This is a genomic window from Bacillus sp. 03113 (assembly GCF_006546985.1).
In the GTDB taxonomy this organism is placed as follows: Bacteria; Bacillota; Bacilli; order Bacillales; family Cytobacillaceae; genus VATK01.
Window position 1 is genome coordinate 479466 of record NZ_VATK01000001.1, and the last position, 24435, is coordinate 503900.

The 24435-nt window shown below is 32.6% G+C and carries 23 protein-coding genes and 1 pseudogene; 18 read left to right on the forward strand and 6 right to left on the reverse strand.

What is annotated here, in order from left to right; all coding sequences use genetic code 11:
• The first annotated feature begins 170 nt into the window (after positions 1–170).
• The 5 genes from FDO66_RS03965 to FDO66_RS03985 are packed head-to-tail and all read left to right on the forward strand — an operon-like array spanning position 171 to position 1908.
• Complete coding sequence (locus FDO66_RS03965; RefSeq protein WP_258535574.1) at positions 171–497, forward strand: group-specific protein; 327 nt, start codon at positions 171–173, stop codon at positions 495–497.
• 16 nt (positions 498–513) lie between these two features.
• Positions 514–1029 carry an RNA polymerase sigma factor gene (locus tag FDO66_RS03970; protein WP_141431170.1) on the forward strand — a complete coding sequence of 172 codons (516 nt, stop codon included), beginning with the start codon at positions 514–516 and terminating at the stop codon, positions 1027–1029.
• Positions 1010–1255: a hypothetical protein gene (locus tag FDO66_RS03975; RefSeq protein WP_141431093.1), complete on the forward strand. Its 246-nt coding sequence runs from the start codon at positions 1010–1012 to the stop codon at positions 1253–1255. Before FDO66_RS03970 ends, FDO66_RS03975 begins: the two co-directional genes overlap by 20 nt.
• A 32-nt stretch (positions 1256–1287) precedes the next feature.
• Entirely contained in the window at positions 1288–1536 is a 249-nt protein-coding gene (locus FDO66_RS03980) for a hypothetical protein (protein ID WP_141431094.1), read from the forward strand.
• 30 nt (positions 1537–1566) lie between these two features.
• Positions 1567–1908, forward strand: coding sequence for a retropepsin-like aspartic protease (locus tag FDO66_RS03985; protein WP_141431095.1), 342 nt, complete (start codon positions 1567–1569; stop codon positions 1906–1908).
• Positions 1909–2205: 297 nt separating this feature from the next.
• Here FDO66_RS03985 and FDO66_RS03990 read toward each other — a convergent pair whose 3' ends face one another.
• Positions 2206–3300, reverse strand: a complete 1095-nt coding sequence (locus FDO66_RS03990; protein WP_141431096.1) for a DNA alkylation repair protein — start codon at positions 3298–3300, stop codon at positions 2206–2208.
• Positions 3301–3524: 224 nt separating this feature from the next.
• Between FDO66_RS03990 and FDO66_RS03995 the strand changes: the two genes are divergently transcribed.
• On the forward strand, positions 3525–3677 hold the full coding sequence (locus FDO66_RS03995) for a YfhD family protein (RefSeq protein WP_141431097.1): 153 nt from the start codon (positions 3525–3527) through the stop codon (positions 3675–3677).
• A gap of 210 nt (positions 3678–3887) precedes the next feature.
• Here the strand turns inward: FDO66_RS03995 and FDO66_RS04000 are convergent, their stop codons facing one another.
• Positions 3888–4292 (reverse strand): VOC family protein, encoded by a 405-nt coding sequence (locus FDO66_RS04000; RefSeq protein WP_141431098.1) that lies wholly within the window; start codon positions 4290–4292, stop codon positions 3888–3890.
• 67 nt (positions 4293–4359) lie between these two features.
• Positions 4360–4806, reverse strand: a complete 447-nt coding sequence (locus FDO66_RS04005; protein ID WP_141431099.1) for a hypothetical protein — start codon at positions 4804–4806, stop codon at positions 4360–4362.
• Between the two features lie 314 nt (positions 4807–5120).
• Here FDO66_RS04005 and FDO66_RS04010 point away from each other — a divergent pair, with 314 nt between their 5' ends.
• From FDO66_RS04010 to FDO66_RS04020, 3 genes are all read left to right on the forward strand, one after another.
• Positions 5121–6482 carry a 3' terminal RNA ribose 2'-O-methyltransferase Hen1 gene (locus tag FDO66_RS04010; protein ID WP_141431100.1) on the forward strand — a complete coding sequence of 454 codons (1362 nt, stop codon included), beginning with the start codon at positions 5121–5123 and terminating at the stop codon, positions 6480–6482.
• Positions 6479–9085: a polynucleotide kinase-phosphatase gene (locus FDO66_RS04015; RefSeq protein ID WP_141431101.1), complete on the forward strand. Its 2607-nt coding sequence runs from the start codon at positions 6479–6481 to the stop codon at positions 9083–9085. The genes FDO66_RS04010 and FDO66_RS04015 overlap by 4 nt, the downstream gene beginning before the upstream one ends.
• Before the next feature lie 65 nt (positions 9086–9150).
• Complete coding sequence (locus FDO66_RS04020; protein WP_141431102.1) at positions 9151–9624, forward strand: hypothetical protein; 474 nt, start codon at positions 9151–9153, stop codon at positions 9622–9624.
• A 149-nt stretch (positions 9625–9773) separates the two neighbouring features.
• Here the strand turns inward: FDO66_RS04020 and FDO66_RS04025 are convergent, their stop codons facing one another.
• The gene (locus FDO66_RS04025) at positions 9774–10403 is read right to left on the reverse strand and encodes a helix-turn-helix transcriptional regulator (RefSeq protein WP_141431103.1); all 630 of its coding nucleotides are present in this window, start codon (positions 10401–10403) and stop codon (positions 9774–9776) included.
• Positions 10404–10732: 329 nt separating this feature from the next.
• The gene (locus tag FDO66_RS04030; protein WP_141431104.1) at positions 10733–11644 is read right to left on the reverse strand and encodes a sulfite exporter TauE/SafE family protein; all 912 of its coding nucleotides are present in this window, start codon (positions 11642–11644) and stop codon (positions 10733–10735) included.
• A 499-nt stretch (positions 11645–12143) separates the two neighbouring features.
• On the opposite strand from FDO66_RS04030, the gene FDO66_RS04035 reads away from it, so the two are divergent.
• A complete protein-coding gene (locus FDO66_RS04035) occupies positions 12144–12608 on the forward strand; it encodes a hypothetical protein (RefSeq protein WP_141431105.1) in 465 nt (154 codons plus the stop codon).
• A 337-nt stretch (positions 12609–12945) separates the two neighbouring features.
• Here the strand turns inward: FDO66_RS04035 and FDO66_RS21175 are convergent.
• A pseudogene (locus FDO66_RS21175) lies at positions 12946–13339 on the reverse strand (TSUP family transporter); the annotation flags it as partial.
• Positions 13340–14822: 1483 nt separating this feature from the next.
• On the opposite strand from FDO66_RS21175, the gene FDO66_RS04045 reads away from it, so the two are divergent.
• From FDO66_RS04045 to FDO66_RS04080, 8 genes are all read left to right on the forward strand, one after another.
• On the forward strand, positions 14823–15566 hold the full coding sequence (locus FDO66_RS04045) for a YveK family protein (RefSeq protein ID WP_141431106.1): 744 nt from the start codon (positions 14823–14825) through the stop codon (positions 15564–15566).
• Complete coding sequence (locus FDO66_RS04050) at positions 15553–16272, forward strand: CpsD/CapB family tyrosine-protein kinase (RefSeq protein ID WP_395939743.1); 720 nt, start codon at positions 15553–15555, stop codon at positions 16270–16272. The genes FDO66_RS04045 and FDO66_RS04050 overlap by 14 nt, the downstream gene beginning before the upstream one ends.
• 47 nt (positions 16273–16319) lie before the next feature.
• A complete protein-coding gene (locus tag FDO66_RS04055) occupies positions 16320–17084 on the forward strand; it encodes a tyrosine-protein phosphatase (protein ID WP_141431107.1) in 765 nt (254 codons plus the stop codon).
• Between the two features lie 244 nt (positions 17085–17328).
• On the forward strand, positions 17329–18222 hold the full coding sequence (gene galU, locus FDO66_RS04060; protein ID WP_141431108.1) for a UTP--glucose-1-phosphate uridylyltransferase GalU: 894 nt from the start codon (positions 17329–17331) through the stop codon (positions 18220–18222).
• 18 nt (positions 18223–18240) lie between these two features.
• Positions 18241–18915 (forward strand): sugar transferase, encoded by a 675-nt coding sequence (locus FDO66_RS04065; RefSeq protein ID WP_141431109.1) that lies wholly within the window; start codon positions 18241–18243, stop codon positions 18913–18915.
• A gap of 36 nt (positions 18916–18951) precedes the next feature.
• The gene (locus tag FDO66_RS04070) at positions 18952–20277 is read left to right on the forward strand and encodes a UDP-glucose dehydrogenase family protein (RefSeq protein WP_141431110.1); all 1326 of its coding nucleotides are present in this window, start codon (positions 18952–18954) and stop codon (positions 20275–20277) included.
• A 1181-nt stretch (positions 20278–21458) separates the two neighbouring features.
• The gene (locus FDO66_RS04075) at positions 21459–22667 is read left to right on the forward strand and encodes a glycosyltransferase (protein WP_141431111.1); all 1209 of its coding nucleotides are present in this window, start codon (positions 21459–21461) and stop codon (positions 22665–22667) included.
• Between the two features lie 103 nt (positions 22668–22770).
• Positions 22771–24210: a lipopolysaccharide biosynthesis protein gene (locus FDO66_RS04080; protein WP_141431112.1), complete on the forward strand. Its 1440-nt coding sequence runs from the start codon at positions 22771–22773 to the stop codon at positions 24208–24210.
• The last annotated feature ends 225 nt before the right edge of the window (positions 24211–24435 follow it).

Sequence of the window (24435 nt, forward strand, 5' to 3'; positions counted from 1 at the left end):
CGATAAATGATGTGTCTAGAGCTTTATTAAAAGCGGAAGACATAAAAAATTTTTTTCATTTTAAATGAACCTTATTGCCTTCTTATTTGTATAGCTAGTAAAGAAGAAAATAAGGGGTGTTTAATTTGGATATTGGTTGGATTGTTTCGCTGATCGTTGCAGGCTTTATAATGGTTTTGATTTTTGCGATTGCTATTCCAATGGATCGCAAGTATATTGTTCGTGAGAATGGTAAAATCAATTATAAAAAAACGAAATTATTTTTACGATGGAACGTATTTGATACACTTACGCTAAGTCTAGCAGTCTATTCCATTATTTGTGTTCAAACTCTTAATATTTTAATCTCAAGTGGTGAAACGATTGAGAATCCTTTTGTACAGTTTTTTACGAATCAGGCACAAGTCTGGACGGTTGTATCATTTATTTACTTAATTGTCCGAATGTCTATGACTTTAAAGGCTATCAAGGAACGTTGGGGCGATGACATTGAGTGAACGTGAAGATGAATTAATGATCGCTTATCAAAATGGGGATGACGAAGCATTAGAAGGAATTTACACCTTTTTAAAACCTTCTCTTTATGCGTTTGTTTTCCGTTATACGAGAGAGGAGCAATTAAGCATTGATATCATTCAAGATACGTTTGTCAAACTACAACGTTATAAGCACTACTATGATCCAAGCAAAGGAAAACTAAAGTCATATCTTTTTCAAACGGCGTACCGAATAATGATCACAAAATTAAACCGGCGTAAAAAATGGCGCAGCCTTTTGCCCTTTCTCACTCCGATTACGAACAAAGAATTTCATCATGCAGATCGAATAACGGTTCGGGATGCTGTGGCAAAGCTCCCTGAAATACAGCGTGCGGTTGTTTTACTTTTCTATTATCACGATTTGACACAGGAGGAAATTGCTGAAATCCTTGATATTCCAAAAGGGACGGTTAAATCAAGATTACACAGGGCAATCCAAAGACTAAAAGTAGAATTGGAGGGAGACGATTTTGAGTCTAGATCCGTTTAAAAAAGAACAGCATTTGCTAACGAAGTTAGATGAATATCACGTAAATATTCCCGACTTCTCTATGAAAACGAAGCGATGGGATCGATTCATCGATATTCTTGCTTCACCTGCCAAAAACCCCTTTGAGTCATTCATTTCAACAACCAATGGATTCATGATGCTAAAAATCGCACCAATAATGGGAGCGGTTGTACTCGGACTAATACAATTTTTACTTTTCTTGTAATAAAAATAACTAGTAAAACGGAGGGATAAATAGTGAAGTGGGAAGAAGTTCGTAAAATATATCCAGACCAATATGTAAAACTAAATATCCTTGATTTTTACTTAGAAAATGATAAAAAGATTGTAACGGATGTTGCATTAATCAATCTTATTGAAGATTCTAAATTAGCAACAAAAGAGTTACTTAAATCAAAAGGTGATACCATCGTTTATCATACAGGAACCGAAAAAATTGTTATTGAAATGAGAAACCCTACAGGTTTAAGAGGAATGAGGTTATGAGAATTAGTCAATCGTTTACTAGAAGTTGAAATGGCAATTTCTTATAAAGGGAAAACGAAAATAATAGATAAGCTAGTTATCGATACTGGTGCAGCTCATACACTAATTTCATCCGATATTGTAGATGAAATAGGCATTTACTTTGAAAATGGAGATCCTCTGGTAAGTGCGTATGGAGTTGGCGGTGAAGAATACTCTTACCGAAAATCAGTTGATTTTATTAAGCTAGGTACACACGAAATTCCAGAAATAAAGCTGGATTTTGGCGATTTAAATGATTGGGGTATCAATGGTCTCATAGGACTAGATATCTTAATGAATGGCAAGTTTATCATTGATTTAGAGAAATTAGAATTAGTTCAAAATCATTAATCAAAATATGTATGACACTAAAAAAGACGTTACCATTCGTTATTCAAGAATTGGGTACAATTATTTTGTATGTAAATTACTACAAAAAAATTCCATTTGAACATTGCGATCACAAAAAAATAGTGCTCCCTTCCGTATTAGCTAGGCTGTAAGTTAATGAGAAGAGAAACTAATACTAATTATTCGCTGTTATTTAAAGAAACTTTAAACAGTTCAAACTATATTCAACAAATTTACTCTCAAAAAAATGGCTCCGATCAAGAAACTCATAAGGTTTTTTCCTTTGTGATTTATGCTCTAATCATTTTTAGGAATAGTCAATTGGAAAAAAGCTTCTGCCATTTCTGTACCGTTGATGACAATAGATAAGCGATGTTCACCTGCGTAATGCTTTCTCGTAGAAAGGTCTTTAAAAGAATGAGTTCGATTAAAGGACACTTCCCCGCCTTTATATGTATTTTCGGTTATTTTAAATAGTTTTCTGGAGGTTGAACCGTTTGATTTAACAAAACAAATTGCATATTCGATCCGTAGTTTATAGAAGTCAAGGGATTGATTTTCTAAAACAAAATGAAACGTAAGCGAATCGCCTACTGACAAATGGTGAGTTGATAGAGTCAGCTCTTTTATTTGAACGTCAGGTTTGGTATTGAATCCAAATAGATGCAGCGTTTCTGGATCTGCTTTTCTTAATAATGTTCGACAACCGTGTTTGATAATCCAATCTGTATGGGGATTCTGCCCCATCCATTCTATGCATATTTTTTTCAGCAAGTCTGGGTGATCTTTTGAAATGTCATTTAAATTATTGGCAACACTTTTTCGGACATATTCACTTTCGTCCGCTTTTAAAAGAGACAAGATAGGCAAGATTGGGGTCGGGTCAACTTTAAACATGTTCAATGGGGGAGACCAAGGGAGTCTAGGCCGACAGCCCTCACTAGCTAATCTCCGTACATGATGATTGTCATCTTTTGCCCAATCCTCCATGATTGCCATCATCTTCTTGGGATCTTTTTCAATAAAAGAACGAACAGCAAATTCTGAACTCGATGATACAGTGAATAGCTTGAGGGCAGAAATAGATATGTCCCAATGAGCTAGCCCATATTGCTCCACAAAATCTGGGAAAAACAGATACTCAAATCCTTTACATGTTGGAGCAATTTTAGATAAAATCGCTATCACATCTGGATAAGAAGGGGGCAAAGTTTTAGATAAAGTATGTGTGATATGGCGAATTCTTTGTTTCAGCTCTCTTGTGTTCCACTCGTGATCAAATATCAAATTCATAAACATTTGGTCATCGAATTCTGGATATACTTGTTTTACCAACAGGCAGAATTGATTAAAAAAAGGTCGATTATACATATCTTTGAGTGCTTCAGCCATGATTTATTAGCTCCTTTAGGGAAGTATACGAGGATAGAAAATAGTTTCTTCTTCCCTCATAGAACCTTGATTTTTTTAAATAGCTCTTTAGTAGGGTAAGAAGGAACTTTCCCTAAAAATTGTTTTTAAGATAAAAATGTTTGTTTATGAACAAATCTAAAGATATATAAATTTGATTCTAAGCCATACTAATACAGATTAAAATTTCGTTAGGAGGCAATATTATGGGAAGATCAAACAATCAAAAACCATCAAGCAGTAAAAATTCATTACCTCAAACTCCCAAAAACTTAAAAATAGAATCGGATCGTGTTGATGAAGAGTTTTCTCGTGAGCTAGGTGAAAGAGGGAAAATAAGACCTACAAGACCTAGATGAAACTACAAAAATTAGTTGGAACTCCGTATGCGGTGAAAGTCGCACGTAAGTTATGAACAGGGGGAAAGGGAGAGATAACTTCAAACCCTTACCGTACTGTATCAACAAGGATTTCAAAAATGACCAAACTTTTTCAAAATATACTCTTAATACTTATAGTTCAAGGGTATTGCAATTATTTAATAAAACTATATTTCAAAGCTATATTAGTCATGATTCTTTCGGCTCGGCAGTGAGCATCCATGTTACACCATATTTATCTATAAGTTCTCCAAAAAACAAACCAAAAGGCTGCTGTTCAATTGGGTATTTCACCTTACCACCTGCAGCAAGCTTCGCGAATGCTTCACTAGCTTCAGATTCTGTTTTGTACGCAATACTTAGTGAAATGCCAGGTCCATGGGTAAACGGTTCAAATGAATCAGCCATGAAGATTGAATTTCCTCCTGCAACAACCATGCTTAAATGCATAACCTTGTCCTTATGCTCATGCTGTGCTCCCATTAACTGCTCATGTGTCATTACCGACAAGATTTCTCCACCGAGTGATTTTATATAAAACTCAGCTTGAGATCTCGCATCCTCTGATAAAATGTAAGGCGTTAATTTCCCCATTAATAAACATCCTTTCCATTTGTGTTTAGCTAACTCTATCATAATCTCTGGGTAGTTGAGATGTCACTCATTCTACTTTCTGTACTTTCAAACCATGTATTTGACTAATTAGCTTCTTGTAATGCTCCGAGCGAATTGAAAATCCTCCAAATTCCTCATGTGTCGTACAGGAAAACCAAGCAAAATTATTTTTTATAAATGTTAAGTCTTCTGGCAAATTTGGAGCTACCCAGTCGTATAGTGTTTTTGCTGATTGCTGCAGTAGCTTACGCGTGTTTCGATTTGCTTCGATTACATACACCGTTGCAGCTGGACCTTTCGTTATTGTATTTGCCCATTTTCTTGTTTTATACGTTTCGATGATATAGGGCTTGAATTTTAGAAGTATTTCCTGATCGTATTCTAATTCTTTCCTCGTCACAAAATAGAATTTATCGGAGTTATCACATAGTATATTAATAAGCTGCTGATACGTTTCATCAGCAGGATTTTCTATTAAATCCCAGTATTCCATTACATCACCTCTGGTATTTACTCAAACTTCCCACATAATCAAATTTTGATTACTTTGTTTGTAAGTTTACGTGCTAGCCGTTTTATTATTTCAATAGTCATGTAGAAAAAAGTTGGTTTTACGAATGAAAGTAAGCGCATCAGAATAAAGGGTGGGCGCTTTCAAACTAAATGTAGGCGCTTTCCGAAAAAAAGTAGGCGTTTTCAAAAAAATTACATCTTAGTTAAAAAGGAGATAAATTACGTTATATTGAATTTTACATGAATAAACAAATTAAGGAAACTACAAGAGATTTGAAGGGATGCTGAAGGTATATGCAATTAAGTGTTAAAGCAGTAGGAGATGGGGCTAAGATATTATCTTATCTAATAGCAAAAAATCCTTATAATTTATATGATCGGGATGAAAAATCAAATCGTGTACGCTTGGTATATACGGTTTTTGATGAAAAAGAAGTAGAGGTTGTTATATTTGTAACCCCTGATCCAGTCGAATTAGTAAGAAACAGCGCAAATGCCTTTGATATTACACAGTATATTAATGATAGAGAATTTGCTGTCAGCAGTTTGTTCTGTACGAACATACGAAAGGCTCTAGGAACAGCCTTAAATGGCAAGCCAAAAGAAGAATATCAGAAATGGGTGAATCATCCGTTTGAATTACATATGAACTTTGGCCCAGTTGCTTCTCATTTATCTGATGAAAATATTGTGGAATTGCTGCACCCTCTAGGTTATATAGTGGAAATTGAGCGAGGAGAAACAAACTATTCTTTCGAGCTGAAACAACGAAGCTCATCAAGATTTATCCATCTAAAAGGTCAGCAAACGATACAACAAGCATTGCGGCATTTATTTATATTGATTCCTGTCATAGATAACTATAAACATTATTTTATAGACGAACATGAAATAGAGAAACTAGTACGGTATGGGGAAGGGTGGTTAGATAGCCATCCTTTAAGAGAATACATTATAAAACAGTCACTCCGTTTTTCAGAATTAATTAATCAATTTCCCTCATTAGCTAAAAAAGATGACGAAGAAGAGCACTCTTCAGCACCAAAGGTACGTTTAAACGAATTGCGTTACCAAGCGGTTGTTGAAAAAATTAAATCTCTTTCGCAGAGAGCCTCGATTGTCGATTTTGGTTCAGGAGAAGGGAAACTTTCTGTACGATTGTCGAATATCCCAGATGTAAAAGAAGTCCTTGCTGTGGAGCCTTCTGAAACCGCACAACTGCGAGCCATTCAACGGTTTGAGAAAGCAAGCTACAATCAAACTCATGTGAGTCCTACTCCTATTTTAGGGTCACTTTTTTATTATGATGAAAGATTACTGAATAAGGATGTCATGATTTTATGTGAAGTAATCGAACATATTGACGAATATCGATTACCGAATATCATGAAGACGATTTTTCGAGAATATCAACCAAAAACGTTGATTGTAACGACCCCTAATCGAGAATATAACGAGGTTTATGCAATGGATGAAATCGTACGTCATTCCGACCATCGGTTTGAATGGACGAGACAAGAATTTAAATCCAAGTGTGAAACGTGGATTAAAAACGTTTTATACTCGATGGAGTTTGAGGGGATTGGATTAGAGCATGAAGAATACGGGCACCCGACACAGATGTGTACATTTGTCAGAAAGGAGGTTGAAAGATGAGAAATGAAATTCTTTTACCCCATGCAGGAATTATTTTGTTGATTGGACCATCAAATAGTGGGAAAACGACTTTTCTTAAAACATGGATTGGACAAGGTATATTGAAGCCATCAGAAGTCGTAAGCTCAGATCAGTTTCGTTTACTAGTAGGCGATACTGATTTTATCGATTGGTCAAATCGACCGAAGGATGAAGGGGACATATTATTAAATGACTATCAATTAATTTCTCAAAAAGCGTTTGAAGCGATGGATTCTATGATTGAAACTAGAGCTCAGTTAGGGAAGCTAACCATAATCGATGCGACTCATCTTTATTCAGAGGATCGAAAGAGGTATATTGAGCTTGCTCATAAATTACATGTGCCTTCTATGGCGATTGTGTTTGACATACCAGAAGAAATTTTACTCAAGCGTGATGCAAATAGAGATTTTCCAAGAGGCAAGCGGAGGGTTAAGCAGCAAGCTCAAACCTTTTTGAAAAACAAAAGATTTATTAAAAAAGAAGGGTTTCGTTCCCTCTATATAGTAAGGCATGATGAAGTGGAGCAGATTCAACTCAGTCGCAAAATGAATCCTCTTGAAGTTGAGGTAGGTCCAGGTGTGGATTTCATTGGAGATGTTCATGCTTGTTTTGATGAACTTATTAAACTCCTTGATCAGTTAGGCTATGCCCCCAATCAAGACGGACTCTTTATTCATCCTGAAGGCAGAAAGTTTGTTTCTGTTGGAGATGTGATGAGCCGTGGTCCGCGTTCATTAGATAGTATGATCTTTTTTAAAAAACACGTGGACGCTGGTTTAGCATATATGATTGATAGTAATCATGGTTGGAAAATTGCAAGATGGCTTGAAGGTCGAAACGTGACTTTATCTCACGGTGATGAAAAAATAGCGGAAGAATTTAAACAATATTTAGAAGCTTTCGGTGAAGAAAAAGCGTTTCAGTTAAAAAATGAGCTAAAAGACTTCTTGCTAAACGCCCCTTCCCATTACGTTTTTGTAAAGAATGGAGTAAGAGTCGTTGTCGTCACCCACGCTGGAATCAGAGATGACTATATTGGAAAACAGTCTCGCATTATTTCAGATTTTACTAGATATGGGGACACCGATGGTTTTGATGAGCGAGGAAAACCTGTCAGGAAAGATTGGTATACTGGGCATGAGAGAAAAGAACTGATTATTTGGGGACATGATCCAAAACCGCAGCCACTTATCATCAATAACACGATAAATATTGACCAGGGTGTCGTTTTTGGAGGGAGATTGACAGCTTTTAGATATCCAGAAAAAGAGTTTTTATTTGTTAAAGCTAAACGGGATTATTCAGGAGTTCAAGATAATCCATTAAAAGAATGGGAGGAAAAGCGCTTCAACCCTCCTAATATTGCTAGATTTATAAATGGTTATTCTGTATTAACCGAACAGTATGGTGAGATCAAAGTTCAAGAGGGGGTTGTAAAATCTGTCATTGATTCAGTTTCTCATCTTACTGTGCCGATTGAAGAACTTATCTATATTCCCCCAACTATGAGTCCAACACCTGAGCCTTCAAAGCTCGATAACTATTTGGAGCACCCGCAGGAGGCCTTCGAGTACTATCGTTCCAATGGAATCCAAACGATGGTTGTTGAAAAGAAGCATATGGGGAGCAGGGGGATTTTGCTTCTATTTAAAGACAGCGATGCAGCGATTGAATATATAGGAAGACCAACGTTAGGAACGATTTATACACGTACTGGAAGGCCGTTTTTTTCTAAAGAAATAGAAGAAGAATTAACAAGAAAATTAAATGAAGATTTACATCGATACAGCTATTTTGAAAAGTATCAGACAGACTTTATTTTACTAGATGCAGAGATTCTTCCTTGGAATTTAAAGGCTAAAGAACTGATTAGCACACAGTATGCTCATGTTGCTGAGATTGCCATGATGGATCGCACAAAGCTGAAAGAAAAGCTGGAGAAGGCATTAAACCATAATAAGGGAGTAAGTGAATGGTTAGACGAAATAACTTCCAAACTTCAAAATGTTCATGTCTTTAGAGAAGTATTTCAAAAATATTGTTGGAATACGGAAGGGATCAAGGGAATTCAGATTGCTCCATTCCATCTCTTAGCTCATAGCGGTAAAACTTTTTTTGATCAATCTCACCTATGGCATATGGAAAGAAATCGAGAGTTTAGCTTGTTATCTAATTTGTTTATTGAAACAGAGTTTATGGTCGTCTCAGATGAAACAACGATGCAAGAGGCAATAAGCTGGTGGACATCGATAACCGAAGATGGTCATGAAGGCTTTGTTGTCAAACCTGAAACCTTTATTTCCAGAAATGAAAAAGGAAAATTGCTTCAGCCTGCAATCAAAGTAAGAGGGCGCAAATATTTACACATTATTTATGGAATCGATTATTTACTTCCTGAAAACCTAAAAAGACTTAAAGAAAGGAATGTAGGCAAGAAACAACGACATGCCTTAATGGAATTCGCCTTGGGTATGGAAGGTGTAGAGAGATATGTTAATAAGGATTCTATAGAACGTATTCATGAGTGTGTTTTAGCTACTCTTGCTTTGGAAGCAGATCCAGTTGATCCTAGGCTGTAATACAAGAGGGAAAGCGCAATAGGCTTTCCCTTGCTTAAATAATGAAAAGCGGAGGTGTTGATTAATTGAAGCTTCCTAATGGTATAACTGGATTTTATGATATGGAATTGAATCAGCCGCCAAAAATGGATAGTAAACTATTTAAAGAGCTATGTTTTACAATTATAACGCTGAATGGCGGTAAAATATTGGCTTTCAAAGACCCACATTATACAGTTAATTTTTATGAGGTTGAAGTTGAGATTTATAATAAGCATTTATACATTTTGCTTAATGAACATTATACTTATTTGTCAATTGCAGCTTCTGTTAATCTTGAAAATATAACTTTTATCGATGAACCCCAGTTATATAGAGATTTTGGAAGATATTATAAAGTTATATGCAGTTATGAACTCAACAAACCTGTACTGATAAAAGAGATTAATGGAATGATTTGTTTAGAGAATAGAAATGAATTGAATCGTGCAGAACTTGAGCAAATAGCTCATTGGAAACCTAAAAAGATTGGAGGTATAGTATTTAATTATTGGGATTAAGACGATCGAAGCATAATTTTCTTGTTTCACTAATTTAAACAGGAACTTTACTTCTTGGTGAAAGTAGACGCTTAATTGTAAATTAATAGAAATATAGAGGTTTTTTTAGAAAAATAGATTATTACTCACAGACAATCTTTTAAAAGAATTCACTCATATTTTTGATATTTTTTTAGGAAGAACTTCCATTCTTCCACATCCTCCTTTTCTTCGTTTGATAAACGGTTGCCTCTTGCATCTAAAAAGGAGTTTAAGTCATGACCATATTTATTTTGAAAATAGACGATTTCCTTTTTTAGTTCAATTGCTTCATCAGCATCTGTTAACTCTTGATAATTATTTTTGTAGTTTTGGACAACTTCTTTTATTAGAATATGCTCTCCTTGTGGACTAATAAAATATTCGTTCTCACTGATTTGAACATGTTTTCTTGTACTTGTTCTAAAAGTATTAGAAAATCGTCCTGCATTTACCCATTTATTTAAGGTTTGTCTACTGACACCAAAATATTTTGCTAATTCAGAAGGGGAGTAATGTCGCCCGCTTTCAGCCATTTCATCTTCAATAAGGCCGAAAATTAATGTCTTTACAATTTGCTCGAGTACTTCATCATTTTGGAAACTGTCTTCGTTCAGACTAGCTTGGATGGAGCGAACGGTTGGAATTCTTGGATCTAACCCTTTAATAAGGTATTTAGCTAAAGATGAATGAGATTTAAACGTTAAAGCTAAGTCGTTCACGCCCATTAGAGCAGCTTGTTTATCTTTTAATGTTAACATAAAATCCACCTCTCTCACCTCTTCATTCTATTATAATGGAAATCAAACGTAAACTAAAAGTAAACATAACGGAAATACTTTTTATTATTTACTATATGATGATTTTTAAACTTATTGATTGTATTTTATAAAGTACTTGAAGTAGAAGCTTTTAAGTTGGGTGTTGGCGGTTTCAAGCTAAATGAAGGCGTATTCAATATTAAAGTAGGCGTTTTCAACTCTAAAGAGGACGCTTTCACTTTATGTATGCTCGTATAACAAAAAAATCCTCCCTTTAAAATCATTTTAAGAGAGGATTTCATCCTTATTCTAAGATTTTTGTATCACAATTAAACAGGCGGAGTATCTAGTTTTAAAGGCTTTCCTTCCACCAAACCTTTTTTATCGGCACTCATTTTGCGTATTCCTACTAATATAGCAACAGCCCATCCTACTACAATAAGACTATAGATGAATGGATAAGAAGATTCATTTGGAACCCATGTTTGTAAAATGGTGCGAGCATTAACTAAAATAATAAATCCTCCAACTAAAATACCCATTAGTTGAGCAGGTACAATTCGAACGAGCCATGCGGCGATTGGGGCAGCAAAAAGACCTCCGATCATAAGTGCTCCAACCCACAGCCAATCCACTGCATGCCAGCCGAGTGAAATAATAAAACCAATTGTTGCAGATAGGGCAATCGCAAACTCACTTGTATCAACCGTTCCTACTACTTTGCGTGCAGTCATCCCTTTTTTAGATAAAAGAATAGGAGTTGTAATGGGACCCCATCCTCCACCACCGGTTGCATCTGCGAAACCTGCAATGAATCCTAATGGAATCGATTGTTTGACAGACAATGGCTTTACTTCTTTTTCCTCGCCGTTTTTAAATTTAAAAAGGAAGCGAAAAAGAACATAAAATCCTAGGAGAAAAAGGAATACGCCAATAAATGGCTTGACAACATCCCCATTTAAATTACTTAAAAAGCAAGCCCCGATGAAAGCACCAATGGATCCAGGTATGATAAGACGGTAGACCAAATTTCGGTCAACGTTACCAAATTTAATATGGGAGACACCGGATGCAGCCGTCGTCACGACTTCAGAAAGATGAACAGAAGCAGATGCAACTGCTGGTGCTATACCGAATGCTAATAAAAGGGAAGACGATGTTACTCCATATGCCATCCCTAAAGCGCCATCAATTAATTGTGCCAAAAAACCTACAAATGCCAATACAATTAGTTTTTTCATGTTTATTCCCCTTTAAGCATTGAACTAATAAAAAAGGCTCCTAACCGATGTTATTTGATTAGGCGCCTTCAGTTGTCTGATCAGCTAATTTCTTATTAACTTATGAAATAAATAAATGTAGTGTGAATATTCCTACTTAATAGATAAAATTTGTTGATATTCGATAGTTTAAACTCATTTATCCTACCTGTCAACTGTGATTTAAAAAATATTCTAAATACGTATCATTTAGATCTTTCAAATTGGCTGTTTTCTAATGGTCTATCGTTGCTTGTTCTCTACTAATGCTAGATATACCAGTCTTGTTTGTAGAGATTTCCAATTTAAAGAGATCGTCATTCAGTAAAAACAATATGCATATTAAACAATGAAACAAAGTAGACATTTTCAAATTCATTGCATGAATTTTCACAAATCCCCTATCTTAATCTACTACTATTTCCCGCTTGTTTCTCATACTAATAATGAAGAATACAACGTAGAAGGGGAGTTTCATGACATGAGAAGGAGAAGGTCACCACGTATACTGCTTGTGGCAGCGGCGCTTATCATCGTCTTAGGTCTTTTTTTATTCCTACGCTTGATTTTTTACTCCCCAAGTCAAGAAGTAACGAGAGCGGTGGATCGTTTTTATCAATATGAACAGGCAGGAGATTTCGCAAAATCGTGGGAGTTGTTTCATCCAGTGATGAAGATGAAATTCAGTAAAGGAGTCTATATACAGGATCGAGCTCATGTCTTTATGAACCACTTTGGAGTCGAAACCTTTCAATATACGTTTGCGAAGCCAGAAAAAATAAAAGGCTGGAAAATGTCAAAGGACTCAGAAACGTTTAAACTAGTTTACAAGGTCCCTGTTGTACAGGAATTCAGAGGAAAATACGGCCACTTCGATATTCATCAGGATGTGTTTGTTGTGGAAGGTAAGGATGGGTGGATGGTGTTATGGGATTATAATCAATAATAAAAATCGTATTAACTGTTCCTATTTTAATAAGAACACGCAGAAAGAGAAAGTGGCCTGTTTCCGTTTACATCTAATGTAGGTAGAATAAAGTGGCCCGATTCGTCATAAATGTGTGGTCATTCATCATCAAAATTCTGTGAGGCTGAAGATTGTTGATAAAGAACCATTCAACTTAGATGGCATTTGTCACTTTCATTACCTAAAATAAAAATAGTGCATAAATAATATAAAAAAACTGCAGACAATCCTTTTTAGGGATTTGTCTACAGTCTGAATCCTCTTTTAAAAGTTAAGGTCCTTACTTATTTCGATAGATTTTTAAATAGTTGAGTATTTAATTTAAAAATCTCTCTTTCCACGAATCAATATTAGCTGCTCTCATTTTACGTATCTCAACTAATATAGCAAAAGCCCATCCTACTATAATAAGACTGTAGATGAATGGATAATACGCTTCATTTGAAATCCAAGTTTGTAAAATCGTACGAGCCATGCAGCGATTGGAGCAGCAAATAAACCCCCTATTATAAGTGCCCACAACCCATAGCCAGCTCACTGATTCCCAGCCGAGGGAAATAACGAAACCAAATGTGGCAGAAAGGGCAATCGCAAATTCACTGGTATCAACAGTTCCAACTACTTATTCGTGCAGTCATCCCTTTTTTGGATAATAGAACTAAAGTGGCGATAGGTCCCCATCCGCCTCCAGTAGCGTCAGCGAACCCTGCATTAAACCTATATAAAATATATACCAGATTATTATTTTCATAAATGAAGTCAGCTATCACTACCACTTCTAATACTGAATTGAAAATCACCAATTCCTCAAAAATTGAATTAATAATAATGAGGGGATAGTATAAATTTCCTGAACCACTCTTACTATTTAAGGTATAGCATTATTCTTTAGTGAAAATGTCCTGCTAAACATCATCAAGAAGAACTACTCTCTAAGTATTTGTCTGTTCATATTCATATTGGATTAAAGTCGGGCTTTTTTTTTTATGAAGAATGAGTAAAATGAACCTGTTACTTAAAGAAATGAGACGTTAATCTGTATAAAGTTATATTTGTAGACAGAAACATGTAAAAAAGCTTTCTTCCTATTGAATGAACTGAACTCATTGTCATGTATTACTATAGAAGAAAGTAGGAAAAGATACCTAAGATTTAATTGATTGATAAAATCAGTCCTATATATAGAAGGAGCAGAGTATTTAGTCCAAACTAATTTTTAAATTAGTAAATATTAACAATAAATGTGTTTGTTAAAAATATGTAAAAAAATTATTTTTCGACAATATCATTATTGTCTTAATAGGTCGGATTATTAGGGTAAGTTCAATATATTGAACAGGTAGGAACAACCTTTATATATCAATATTGTAATCGGTTGCAATAATGTTGAAATTATTAACAATATTTTCAATGAAACTCGAACAATAAGTTAACAATATACGAATATCCTTAACAAATATTTTGAATTGCTACAAAATCCTACAAAAAATATTTCTTTACGATAAAAAGTGTTGGTGCTAAAATAAATGTACGTTATAGAGAACAGCCCGAAATGGTTCAGTTACTAGAAAATATATTTTTTGATGATAGTAAGCCATATACTCAAGTTAATAAATGAAAAGTCTTTAATGAAGGCATTGCAGTAATTCTGATCGATTATAGAAATTTGTCAAAAACAAAAGTCGGAAGATTCGAATTTTTTTAGGTAATGTCTCCTAAACCTATATCATTGGAGGCACTCGGTTACGCTGTGGGAGACCTTTATGTTCTCCTTAGACGCTTGTCGTCAAGAGTGTGATGTGAGGAAGGGTTTAATGCCCTATTTTTATTAAAGTTAAAATATACTTCAATATTTTTATGATAGTACAACGAGATCAAAATAGCCCTAACACGTGATTTGAATTTTTTACATATGTAGTATAAAAATAGCTAATAAAAAGTTAATTAATAAAATAAACGAAGTTATTTAATAATAAATTAATTTCTTACCTCCAATTTCTTCAAAAATAGCAATACTTTTAACACTATTAAAAAAAGTTTTTTATTATGAAAAATTTTTATTTTATTAAATGTAAAGTGTAAAATTCACTAAATGACAGAAGATAGAAATCATTCTTCAACAAAAATAGACTAGAAAATTCATCGTTATGATATAATAATAGATAAATATTTTTCTTTTTCTAGGAGGAAGCCATGGAGGAGACAATTAGCTTAAAGGAATTATTACTGATATTAAGAAAAAGGTTGATTCTTATCATCTCCATTGCCGTGTTAGCCGTATTGGCGAGTGGAATTGTCAGCTTTTATTTTTTAACCCCAATTTATCAATCTTCAACACAAATTCTTGTTAATCAAGCTAAAGATCAACAAACAGCTTATGCTTTTAATGAAGTTCAAACGAACATTCAGTTAGTCAATACGTATAACGTTATTTTAAAAAGTCCTGTTATTTTAGATAAAGTAAAAGAAGAGCTTAATTTATCAATGTCGCTTTCTACGTTAAATAGTAAAATTACTGTCGGAAGTGAAAAGGATTCGCAAGTTATGAATCTTTCAGTAACCGATCCAGATGCGCAATTAGCAGCAGATATTGCTAATAAGACAGCTGAAGTGTTTAAAAGAGAAATAGGCAGCATTATGAAAGTAGATAATGTCACTATTCTAACTACTGCAACGGTTGCTGAAAATCCAGCTCCAATTAAACCAAACAAAACCTTAAATATGGCAATTGCATTAGTCGTTGGACTAATGGCTGGTGTAGGGATTGCTTTCCTACTTGAATATTTAGATAACACAATCACAAGCGAGGAAGATATTGAAAAAGTACTAGGATTACCAGTGCTGGGCGCTGTTACGGAAATTAATGAAGGCAAGGTACATTCTCAACGTTTAAAAGAAAAAAGGAATTTGCGAGGTGAGATGAGTGGCATTAGGTAAGAAGTCAAAACAGCTTTTTCTGAAGACAAAGACATTAATTACAATGCTTGATCCGAAGTCCCCAATTTCAGAACAGTACAGAACCATTCGAACGAATATTATTTTTTCTTCGGTTGATCAAGAGATGCGGACAATATTAATTACATCAGCGGGTCCAGAGGAAGGAAAATCAACAACAACTGCTAATTTAGCGGTTGTGTTTGCACAGCAAGGAAAAAAAGTACTATTAGTTGATGCCGATTTACGAAAACCAACTGCCCATTATACGTTTAATCTGTTAAATACAACAGGTTTAACGAGTGTATTAACGAATCAAACTTCTCTTGTAAACGTGTTTAAAAATACAGATGTAAATAACTTATATGTGTTAACAAGCGGACCAATTCCGCCAAATCCTTCTGAGCTTCTTGGGTCGAATGCGATGGATCGCTTTATAGAAGAAGCATTGAGGGAATTTGATCTTGTATTATTTGATACACCGCCAGTACTTGTTGTATCCGATGCACAAGTGTTAGCCAATAAATGTGATGGATCTGTATTAGTTGTAGGAAGCGGCATTGTTGAAAAAGAAGCGGCTTTAAAAACAAAAGAGGTTCTTGCAAGTTCGAAAGCAAAAATTCTGGGAGTAGTTTTAAATAATAAAAAACGCTCCAAAGCCTCTAATTATTATTACTATAACTATAAATATAGTTCGAAAAATGACTAGATTTAGAGTCAATAGGCTTCTAATTGACTGGATAAGAGGTGACTCGCTTGATTGATATCCATTGCCATATATTACCAGGTGTGGATGATGGTCCTGAAACAAAAGAGGAAAGCATCCAAATGGCAAAGGAAGCTGTTAAAAGTGGCATTCGGACCATAATTGCTACCCCTCATCACCGAAATAGTCGTTTTGATAATCTAAAGCAGGAGATAAAGGAAAAGGTATCGGAATTAAACGGGGTATTAATGAATGAACAAATTCCACTTTTGATCCTTCCTGGACAAGAGAATCGAATTTACGGGGAATTATTAGAAGATTATGAGAAGGATGAAATATTGCCACTCTCAGAATCACAATATTTATTTATTGAGCTTCCTTCAGACCATGTACCAGGCTACACAGAAAGATTACTTTATGACATACAATTAAGAGGTCTAATTCCGATTATTGTTCACCCAGAGCGTAATAGAGAAATCATGGAACGTCCAGAAATTCTTTATCAATTTGTGAAAAAAGGTACACTTACACAAGTAACAGCTGCAAGTATTTGCGGGTACTTTGGAAAACAGATCAAGCATTTTTCCAATCAACTGATAGAAGCCAATCTAACTCATTTTATTGCTTCTGATGCTCATAATATCACAACTCGTTCTTTCAAGTTAGCTGAAGCATATGACAATATAGAGTCAAATTACGGTGTTGATGTGGTCTATTTATTTACAGAAAACGCTGAACTATTAGTTAGTAATCAAAATATTTACAAAGAAATACCAAATATGATTAAAAAGAAAAAATTTTTTGGTATCTTTTAAAATTTACTAATAATAATGAACAGCTAGCTCTCCAGCGCTTTTTAGCTCGTTATAAATGAGGTGTCCAGTTTAATAGTAGAAATAGAGAACTATCGTAGACACCATTTCTCAAGATGTAGCTTGGGGGATTATATCATAAATAAATAAATAAAAATCTCATGATAGACGATGTAAAGCATCATTTATCATGAGATTTTTATTTTCTTCATTATTTATACTTAATTTTATTGTAGGGGGAAATTTAATGAAAAAAGTAAGAAAAGCAATTATACCAGCTGCTGGCCTAGGAACAAGATTTTTACCTGCAACAAAAGCTATGCCAAAGGAAATGCTGCCAATTGTCGATAAACCAACCATTCAATACATAATAGAAGAGGCAGTAGCATCAGGAATTGAGGATATTATCATTGTTACAGGAAAAGGAAAACGTGCAATTGAAGATCATTTTGATTATGCTCATGAATTAGAAGAAAATCTAGCTCAAAAAGGTAAGCTAGATTTGCTAGAAAAGGTTCGATATGCATCAAATCTTGCAGATATCCATTATATTCGACAAAAAGAACCGAAAGGACTTGGACATGCTGTTTGGTGCGCTCGTAGTTTTATAGGAGACGAGCCTTTTGCAGTTCTTTTAGGAGATGATATTGTTCAAAGTGATACTCCTTGCCTAAAGCAGTTAATTAATCAATTTGAAGAAACGCAAGCTTCTGTAATTGGTGTACAAACAGTACCTGATCAAGATACAAGTCGTTATGGAATTATTGATCCTGGTTCACAGGAAGGAAGAAGATATCAAGTTAATAATTTTGTAGAAAAGCCAAAACAAGGGACAGCTCCATCAAATTTAGCTATTATGGGACGCTATATTTTAACTCCTGAAATTTTTATGGCTTTAGAAAAGCAGCAAACAGGTGCTGGTGGAGAAATTCAATTAACCGATGCTATTCAACAGTTAAACCAAATTCAAAGAGTATTCGCTTATGATTTTGAAGGAAGCCGTTATGATGTTGGAGAGACAATAGGATTTGTAAAAACAACAGTTGAATTTGCTTTACAGAATGAGAATATGAAAGAAGAAATTATGGAATATTTGAAAGAAATTGTGTCTTTAAGTCAAATAGAGCAAGTAAAGATGTAAGGTAAAGGGGTGAGGAGAATGTCAAATATAGGGAAAGATGAAGTCGTATTCCTTAATCAAAATAATTTAGGGATGATTAAAGATAAAAGATTCTATAATATTACCAAAAGATCTATAGATATAGTTGGATCAGTTATGGGTATAGTTTTGTTGAGTGTATTGTTTTTAATAGTGGCAATTTTAATTAAGGTAGAGGATCCAAAAGGGAAGGTATTTTTTAAACAAATCAGAATAGGAAAAGATGGGAGAGAATTCTATATTTATAAATTCCGTTCCATGATTTCTAATGCCGAAGAAAGACTAAAAGAACTTATTAATTTAAATGAAGTAGACGGTGCAATGTTTAAAATGAAGGATGATCCGCGTGTTACAAAAATTGGGAAAATTATAAGGAAAACAAGTCTTGATGAGCTTCCACAACTATTTAATGTGTTAAAAGGTGATATGAGTATTGTTGGTCCTAGACCTCCTTTACCACGAGAGGTCGAGAAATATACAACTTACGACAAACAACGATTATTAGTTACTCCTGGGTGTACAGGTTTATGGCAAGTTAGTGGCAGAAGCAACTTGGGATTTCGTGAGATGGTAGAATTAGATCTAAAATATATTTCATCTAGAAGTTTACATTTAGACATGAAAATTATTTTAAAAACATTGATTGTTTTATTTGGGTCAAAAGACGCTTATTAAAAATAAATTATCCACATATGGAGATGGTGAATAATTATGAAAATAGCAGTAGTAGGAACAGGTTATGTTGGTCTAGTTACTGGTGTTTGTTTATCAGAAGTAGGTCATGTAGTCACTTGTATTGATATTGATAAAGAAAAAGTAGAAAAGTTAAATAAAGGAATTTCACCGATTTTTGAACCTGGATTAGAAGATCTAATGATTAAGAATATGAATGAAGAACGTTTATATTTTACATCTAGCCTAGAAGAAGGATTTAAAGAAGCATCAGTAATATATATAGCAGTAGGAACGCCAGAAAAAGAAGATGGATCCGCAAATTTATCATATGTTGAGGCAGTAGCAAAAAGCATTGCTAAATATGTCAAAAAAGATGTAGTTGTTGTAACAAAAAGTACAGTACCTGTGGGTACAAACGACAAGATATATGAATTGATAATGAACAACTTAGAAAATAAAGTAAATGTTGATGTTGCATCTAACCCTGAATTTTTACGAGAAGGATCAGCTATTAAAGATTCATTTCAAGGTGATCGAATTGTAATTGGTACAAGAAATGAAGGAACTGCTGGTATATTAGAAGAAATAAATAAACCTTTCGGAATCCCAATATTTAAAACAAATATTCGTAGTGCTGAAGTGATAAAATATGCATCAAATGCATTCTTAGCAACAAAAATTAGCTTTATTAATGAGATATCAAATATTTGTGAGAGAGTAAATGCGAACGTTGAAGACGTAGCACTAGGTATGGGACTAGATAGTAGAGTTGGTTCCAGATTTTTAAATGCGGGAATTGGTTACGGTGGTTCATGTTTCCCGAAAGATACGAAAGCTCTGGTACAAATAGCTGGAAATGTAAAATATGATTTTGAGTTATTAAAAGGTGTAATAATTGTCAATCAAAAACAGCAAGGAATTTTATTAGATAAGTTAGAAAAGCGTTTCACTTCCCTTGAAGGAAAAAGAATTGCCATATTAGGATTAGCTTTTAAACCAAATACTGACGATATGCGAGAAGCAGCTTCAATAGTAATAACTAATAAGTTAATAAAACAAAATGTTAGCATAGTTGCGTATGATCCAATTGCAATGGATAATGCTAAGAAAGTATTAAATTCAAAAATAGAATATGCTTTAAATACGAAAGAAGCGCTAGATGGTGCTGATGCTGCATTAATTTTAACGGAATGGGAAGAGTTCAAAGAATTAGATTTAGATTTATATCTAAAATACATGAGACAGCCAATTGTCTTTGATGGAAGAAATTGCTATGATTTAGAGGAAGTCAAGAATTATAATATTGAATATTATTCAATGGGAAGACCATCCATAAAATTAGGTGTGTTAGAAAAGGTATAAAAATATTAATATTCTTAAAAATTTTGGAAAACTTTAATTGTCACATTTTTGTGATTAATTTTAAATCAATATTTAATTGTTGATCTAAATAGAATTCTACATTTGAAACAAGGTTATATTATAAAGATATCCATTACATCATTTTTAGGTTGATATATTATGTATTATCTCCTGATCAACTACAACTTTAATGCAAAAATGCTTATTATGACCAGTAGATTTATTCGATGATGTATAAAGAAAGAATAAATCAAAGATGTTAAAAGGGAGATTTTGAATTGATCGGTTCATACCTCACAATATAATAAGTTGGAGACCTTTGTAAGAATTTGAATTTAATTATAATGTTTTTCTGAGGTTATGCCAATTCAAGTCTCCAAAATCTTTGATTATTAGTTCATAATAAGGGGTAGTAATTATAATTAATTTAGGCTAAGTTGAGAATATATCAGTATTAATTTTATATATTTTTTCTGTCTTTTTTGATTTTCTTAACTATTTTTTTACTCAAACTAAAAAATAAAACCTTATTTCATAGTAATTTATAAAACAAGTGTATAGTATTACTCTCCGCTAATTCTATTGATATTCTTTAAATATAATGTGTATGATTTGTAGCAAGACAAAAAATGTTCATTAATTATTTATTTTTCCCTCCAATATTACGAATGAAAATCAAAATTAATAATTACACTGTAAAAACTTTGGCATAGGGCTTAAAGCAACTCTAAAGCTGAAAATAAAAAATGGAAATTATTGTATCGAAAAGTAAACAACATAACCATACTTACTCTTCTACATGATCCCGTTCTATAAATTTATAAAATAGATAATGGATGTTGAATTAAAAAGTTTACGATAAAATTGAAATCTCGGTGTATATATCAAAATGTAATCTAATAATTAATTCTAAATAAAATATGTTAATTATAATTTAAATCCATTATTTTTATTTTTTATTTTTATTTTTGCAAGGTTCTTCTTTAAATTAGTAATAGATAATTTTCTTTTTGAAATTGTCCGGTTTTTCGTGTGAAAATTAATAAATTAATCAGAATATTGTTTAACTGAGAGTATATATATAACTTGCTAGTTATGAAATTTTCAATAAAAATATTATTTTTTATCCTATTGATTTAAGTGTTGAAAAAATATTACGAAAAAGAATTTGAGGTGCAAGAATGAACATTGGTTATGTAATATTCTGTGAAAGTATATTCGATGCTATATTAAAAACTCAAGTTATTAATTTATTAAAACAAATGAGTAAGAAGAGTAATCATAGATTCAGTATATATTGGTTTTGTCCAATTAAAAATTACATAACTAGAAGGAATGAAATAATAAATTTAACGGAAGAACTATCAGAATTTAATATAAAATTAAAGGTTGTTCCTATAGTATATTTGACTCGTTGGTTCAATGTAAAGATAGTTCATATCCCACTTGTGTATCAGATGTTGATACCTTTAATTTATTTTATAAAAAAAGATAAGATTGATGTGTTTCATGTAAGGTCGTATCCAGGAGCTATCCCTTTTACTTTATTAAAAAGAGCTTTTAATAAAGTAAATTTTATATTAGATACAAGATCTGATTTTGTAGAAGAAAATAGTTTATTTCACTGGAAAAATAATAGAGTAACTATAAATTATTGGATGAAAAAAGAAAAAAAATTATATGAAACTTCTGACAAAATAATAGCAATTTCGGAAAATTTTGCAAATCAAAAGTTAGCTGATTTTAAATCAAAAACCTACATAATACCAAACAATGTTACCTTAGACAATAATAAATTGGACTTAGAATTTAGAAATGAGTTTAGAAAAGAAAAAAATTTAGTAGGTAAAATTGTTTATTGTTATCTTGGTAGTTTAGGAAATGGATGGAATCAACTTGAAACATATATGAAGTTTTTTAAAGAAAATAAACAACTAATGACTAATTTTCATTTCCTTCTGTTAACTCCAAAAGTAAATAAAATTCAAAATGAATTAAAAAATTATGATATTTCAGAAAGTAATTACACGGTAAAAAGTGTTCCAAATAATGAAGTTGTGAAATATTTGACCGTAGCTGATTTTGGTCTTCAATTTATGACTCATAAAGATAGTAGGATAGGTATTAAAGTAGTAGAATATCTTACAGCAGGATTACCAGTTATAGTTAATGAAAATGTGGGTGGAGCAGCTTCGATAATTAATAAAAACTCTTTAGGAATTGTTCTTAATAATGAAACTTTGCCTGAAAGTGAACTAACAAATATTATTAATAATTATAATGAGACTTCTAGTAAATGTAAAACATTTGCAAAAGAAAATTTTTCAACTGAAGTAGTAGCAAGTAAGTACTTAGATGTATATCAGTCAATAATAAAAGAGGTAAACTAATGTAAAGATAGTTTAATAAATTAACAGTTAGTCTTTGAAATTAGTAGTATTAAATTACTATTTCTTAAGAATTTGTTGTTAATAAGTTTATGGAGTGAAAATAGTGAATCTTAATAATGAATTAAAGAGTGGGATAATAATTAGTGCAATTGGAAAGTATTCCAATTATATTATTCAATTTGTACTATTGGCGATCTTGTCAAGATTATTAACTCCTGATGATTTTGGTATAGTTGCTATTGTTAATGTATTCTTAATTTTTTTTACAATGCTGATTGATTTGGGGATTGGACCCGCTGTTATACAAAATAAAGAATTAACTGATAAACAAGTAAATGGAATATTTAGTTTTACAGTGTTGCTTTCGATTCTATTCAGTGTTCTATTTGCTCTAATGTCGGAGCCGATCGCAAAGTTTTACAATAATGATCAATTGGTGGGCGTTTGTTTAGTAATGGCAGTAGCACTATTATCTAGTGGATTAAATATGGTACCTCAATCAATTTTATTAAGGCAAAAAAAATTTTTAGATGTGAATTTTGCACAGATTCTTTCAAGTATAATTTCAGGTGTTGTTGGTACAATTTTAGCATTACTTGATTTTAGTTATTATGCACTAGTTATTAGTGCAATTGTGAAAAACATAATGTTATTTATTATTATGTTCCCAAGAACAAAACTGAAATTAACCAAAAATATTTTAAAAAAAGATTTGAACTTAATATATTCTTTTTCAAGAAATCAATTTCTTTTTAATTTTATTAATTACTTTTCTAGGAATTTAGATAATATATTAATTGGAAAATTTATATCTACAAAAGCATTGGCATTATACGATAAGGCTTATATATTATCTTTATATCCTAATCAAATTTTAACTAATGTAATAACACCTGTTATTCAACCTATTATGTCAGAGTATGAAGATCGAAAAGACATAATAAAAAAAACATACCTTTTATTATCAAGATTATTAGCATTTATTGGTATGCCACTTACTGTGTTTTTATTCTTTTCCTCAAAAGAAGTAATTTTTATCCTTTTTGGCTCTCAATGGGAAGGAAGTGTAGCAACATTTCAAATTTTAGCACTCTCCATTTGGATTCAAATGATTTTAAGTAGTACGGGTTCAATTTTTCAATCTGCTAACCGTACAGATTTATTATTAATAAGTGGTTTATTATCTGCATTTTTGAATATTATTAGTATTATTGTTGGCGTTTGGTCAGGTAAGATAGAAAATGTTGCTCTTTTACTACTTATTGCTTTTTTCCTTAATTTTATTCAGGCAAACTATTTATTAATGATAAAAGTGTTTCAATCAAGACAAATAGAATTTTATAAAATTTTACTTGATCCATTAATTATTTCTAGTTTTATTCTTGCTTCATTATTGTTTATAAAATTTTTATTTGGGCATTGGTCTATGTTAATTTTATTTGTTGTTAAAGCTTTAGTTAGTTTAATAGTTTTTTTGATAGGAATGAAAGTAACAGGAAATATAGATATTGTAAAAAAAATTTTGAAAAAACAAATAAAATAAATGACTAATCTTCTATCTCCTAGTTTAAGGTATTCACATAATGGAATTTCATGTTTAAAAATGGTTTTCTCTTTTTATTAAATAACTATCTTTTGTATCATAAATCCAATTTGCTAAATGATTGTTTATCTCTTACTTTGGAAGGTTAAGACATTATTAATTGGAAATTGGGTACCTTATTATTACTACACAATTCATATTAGATAACAGTCAATTTCAAAAATA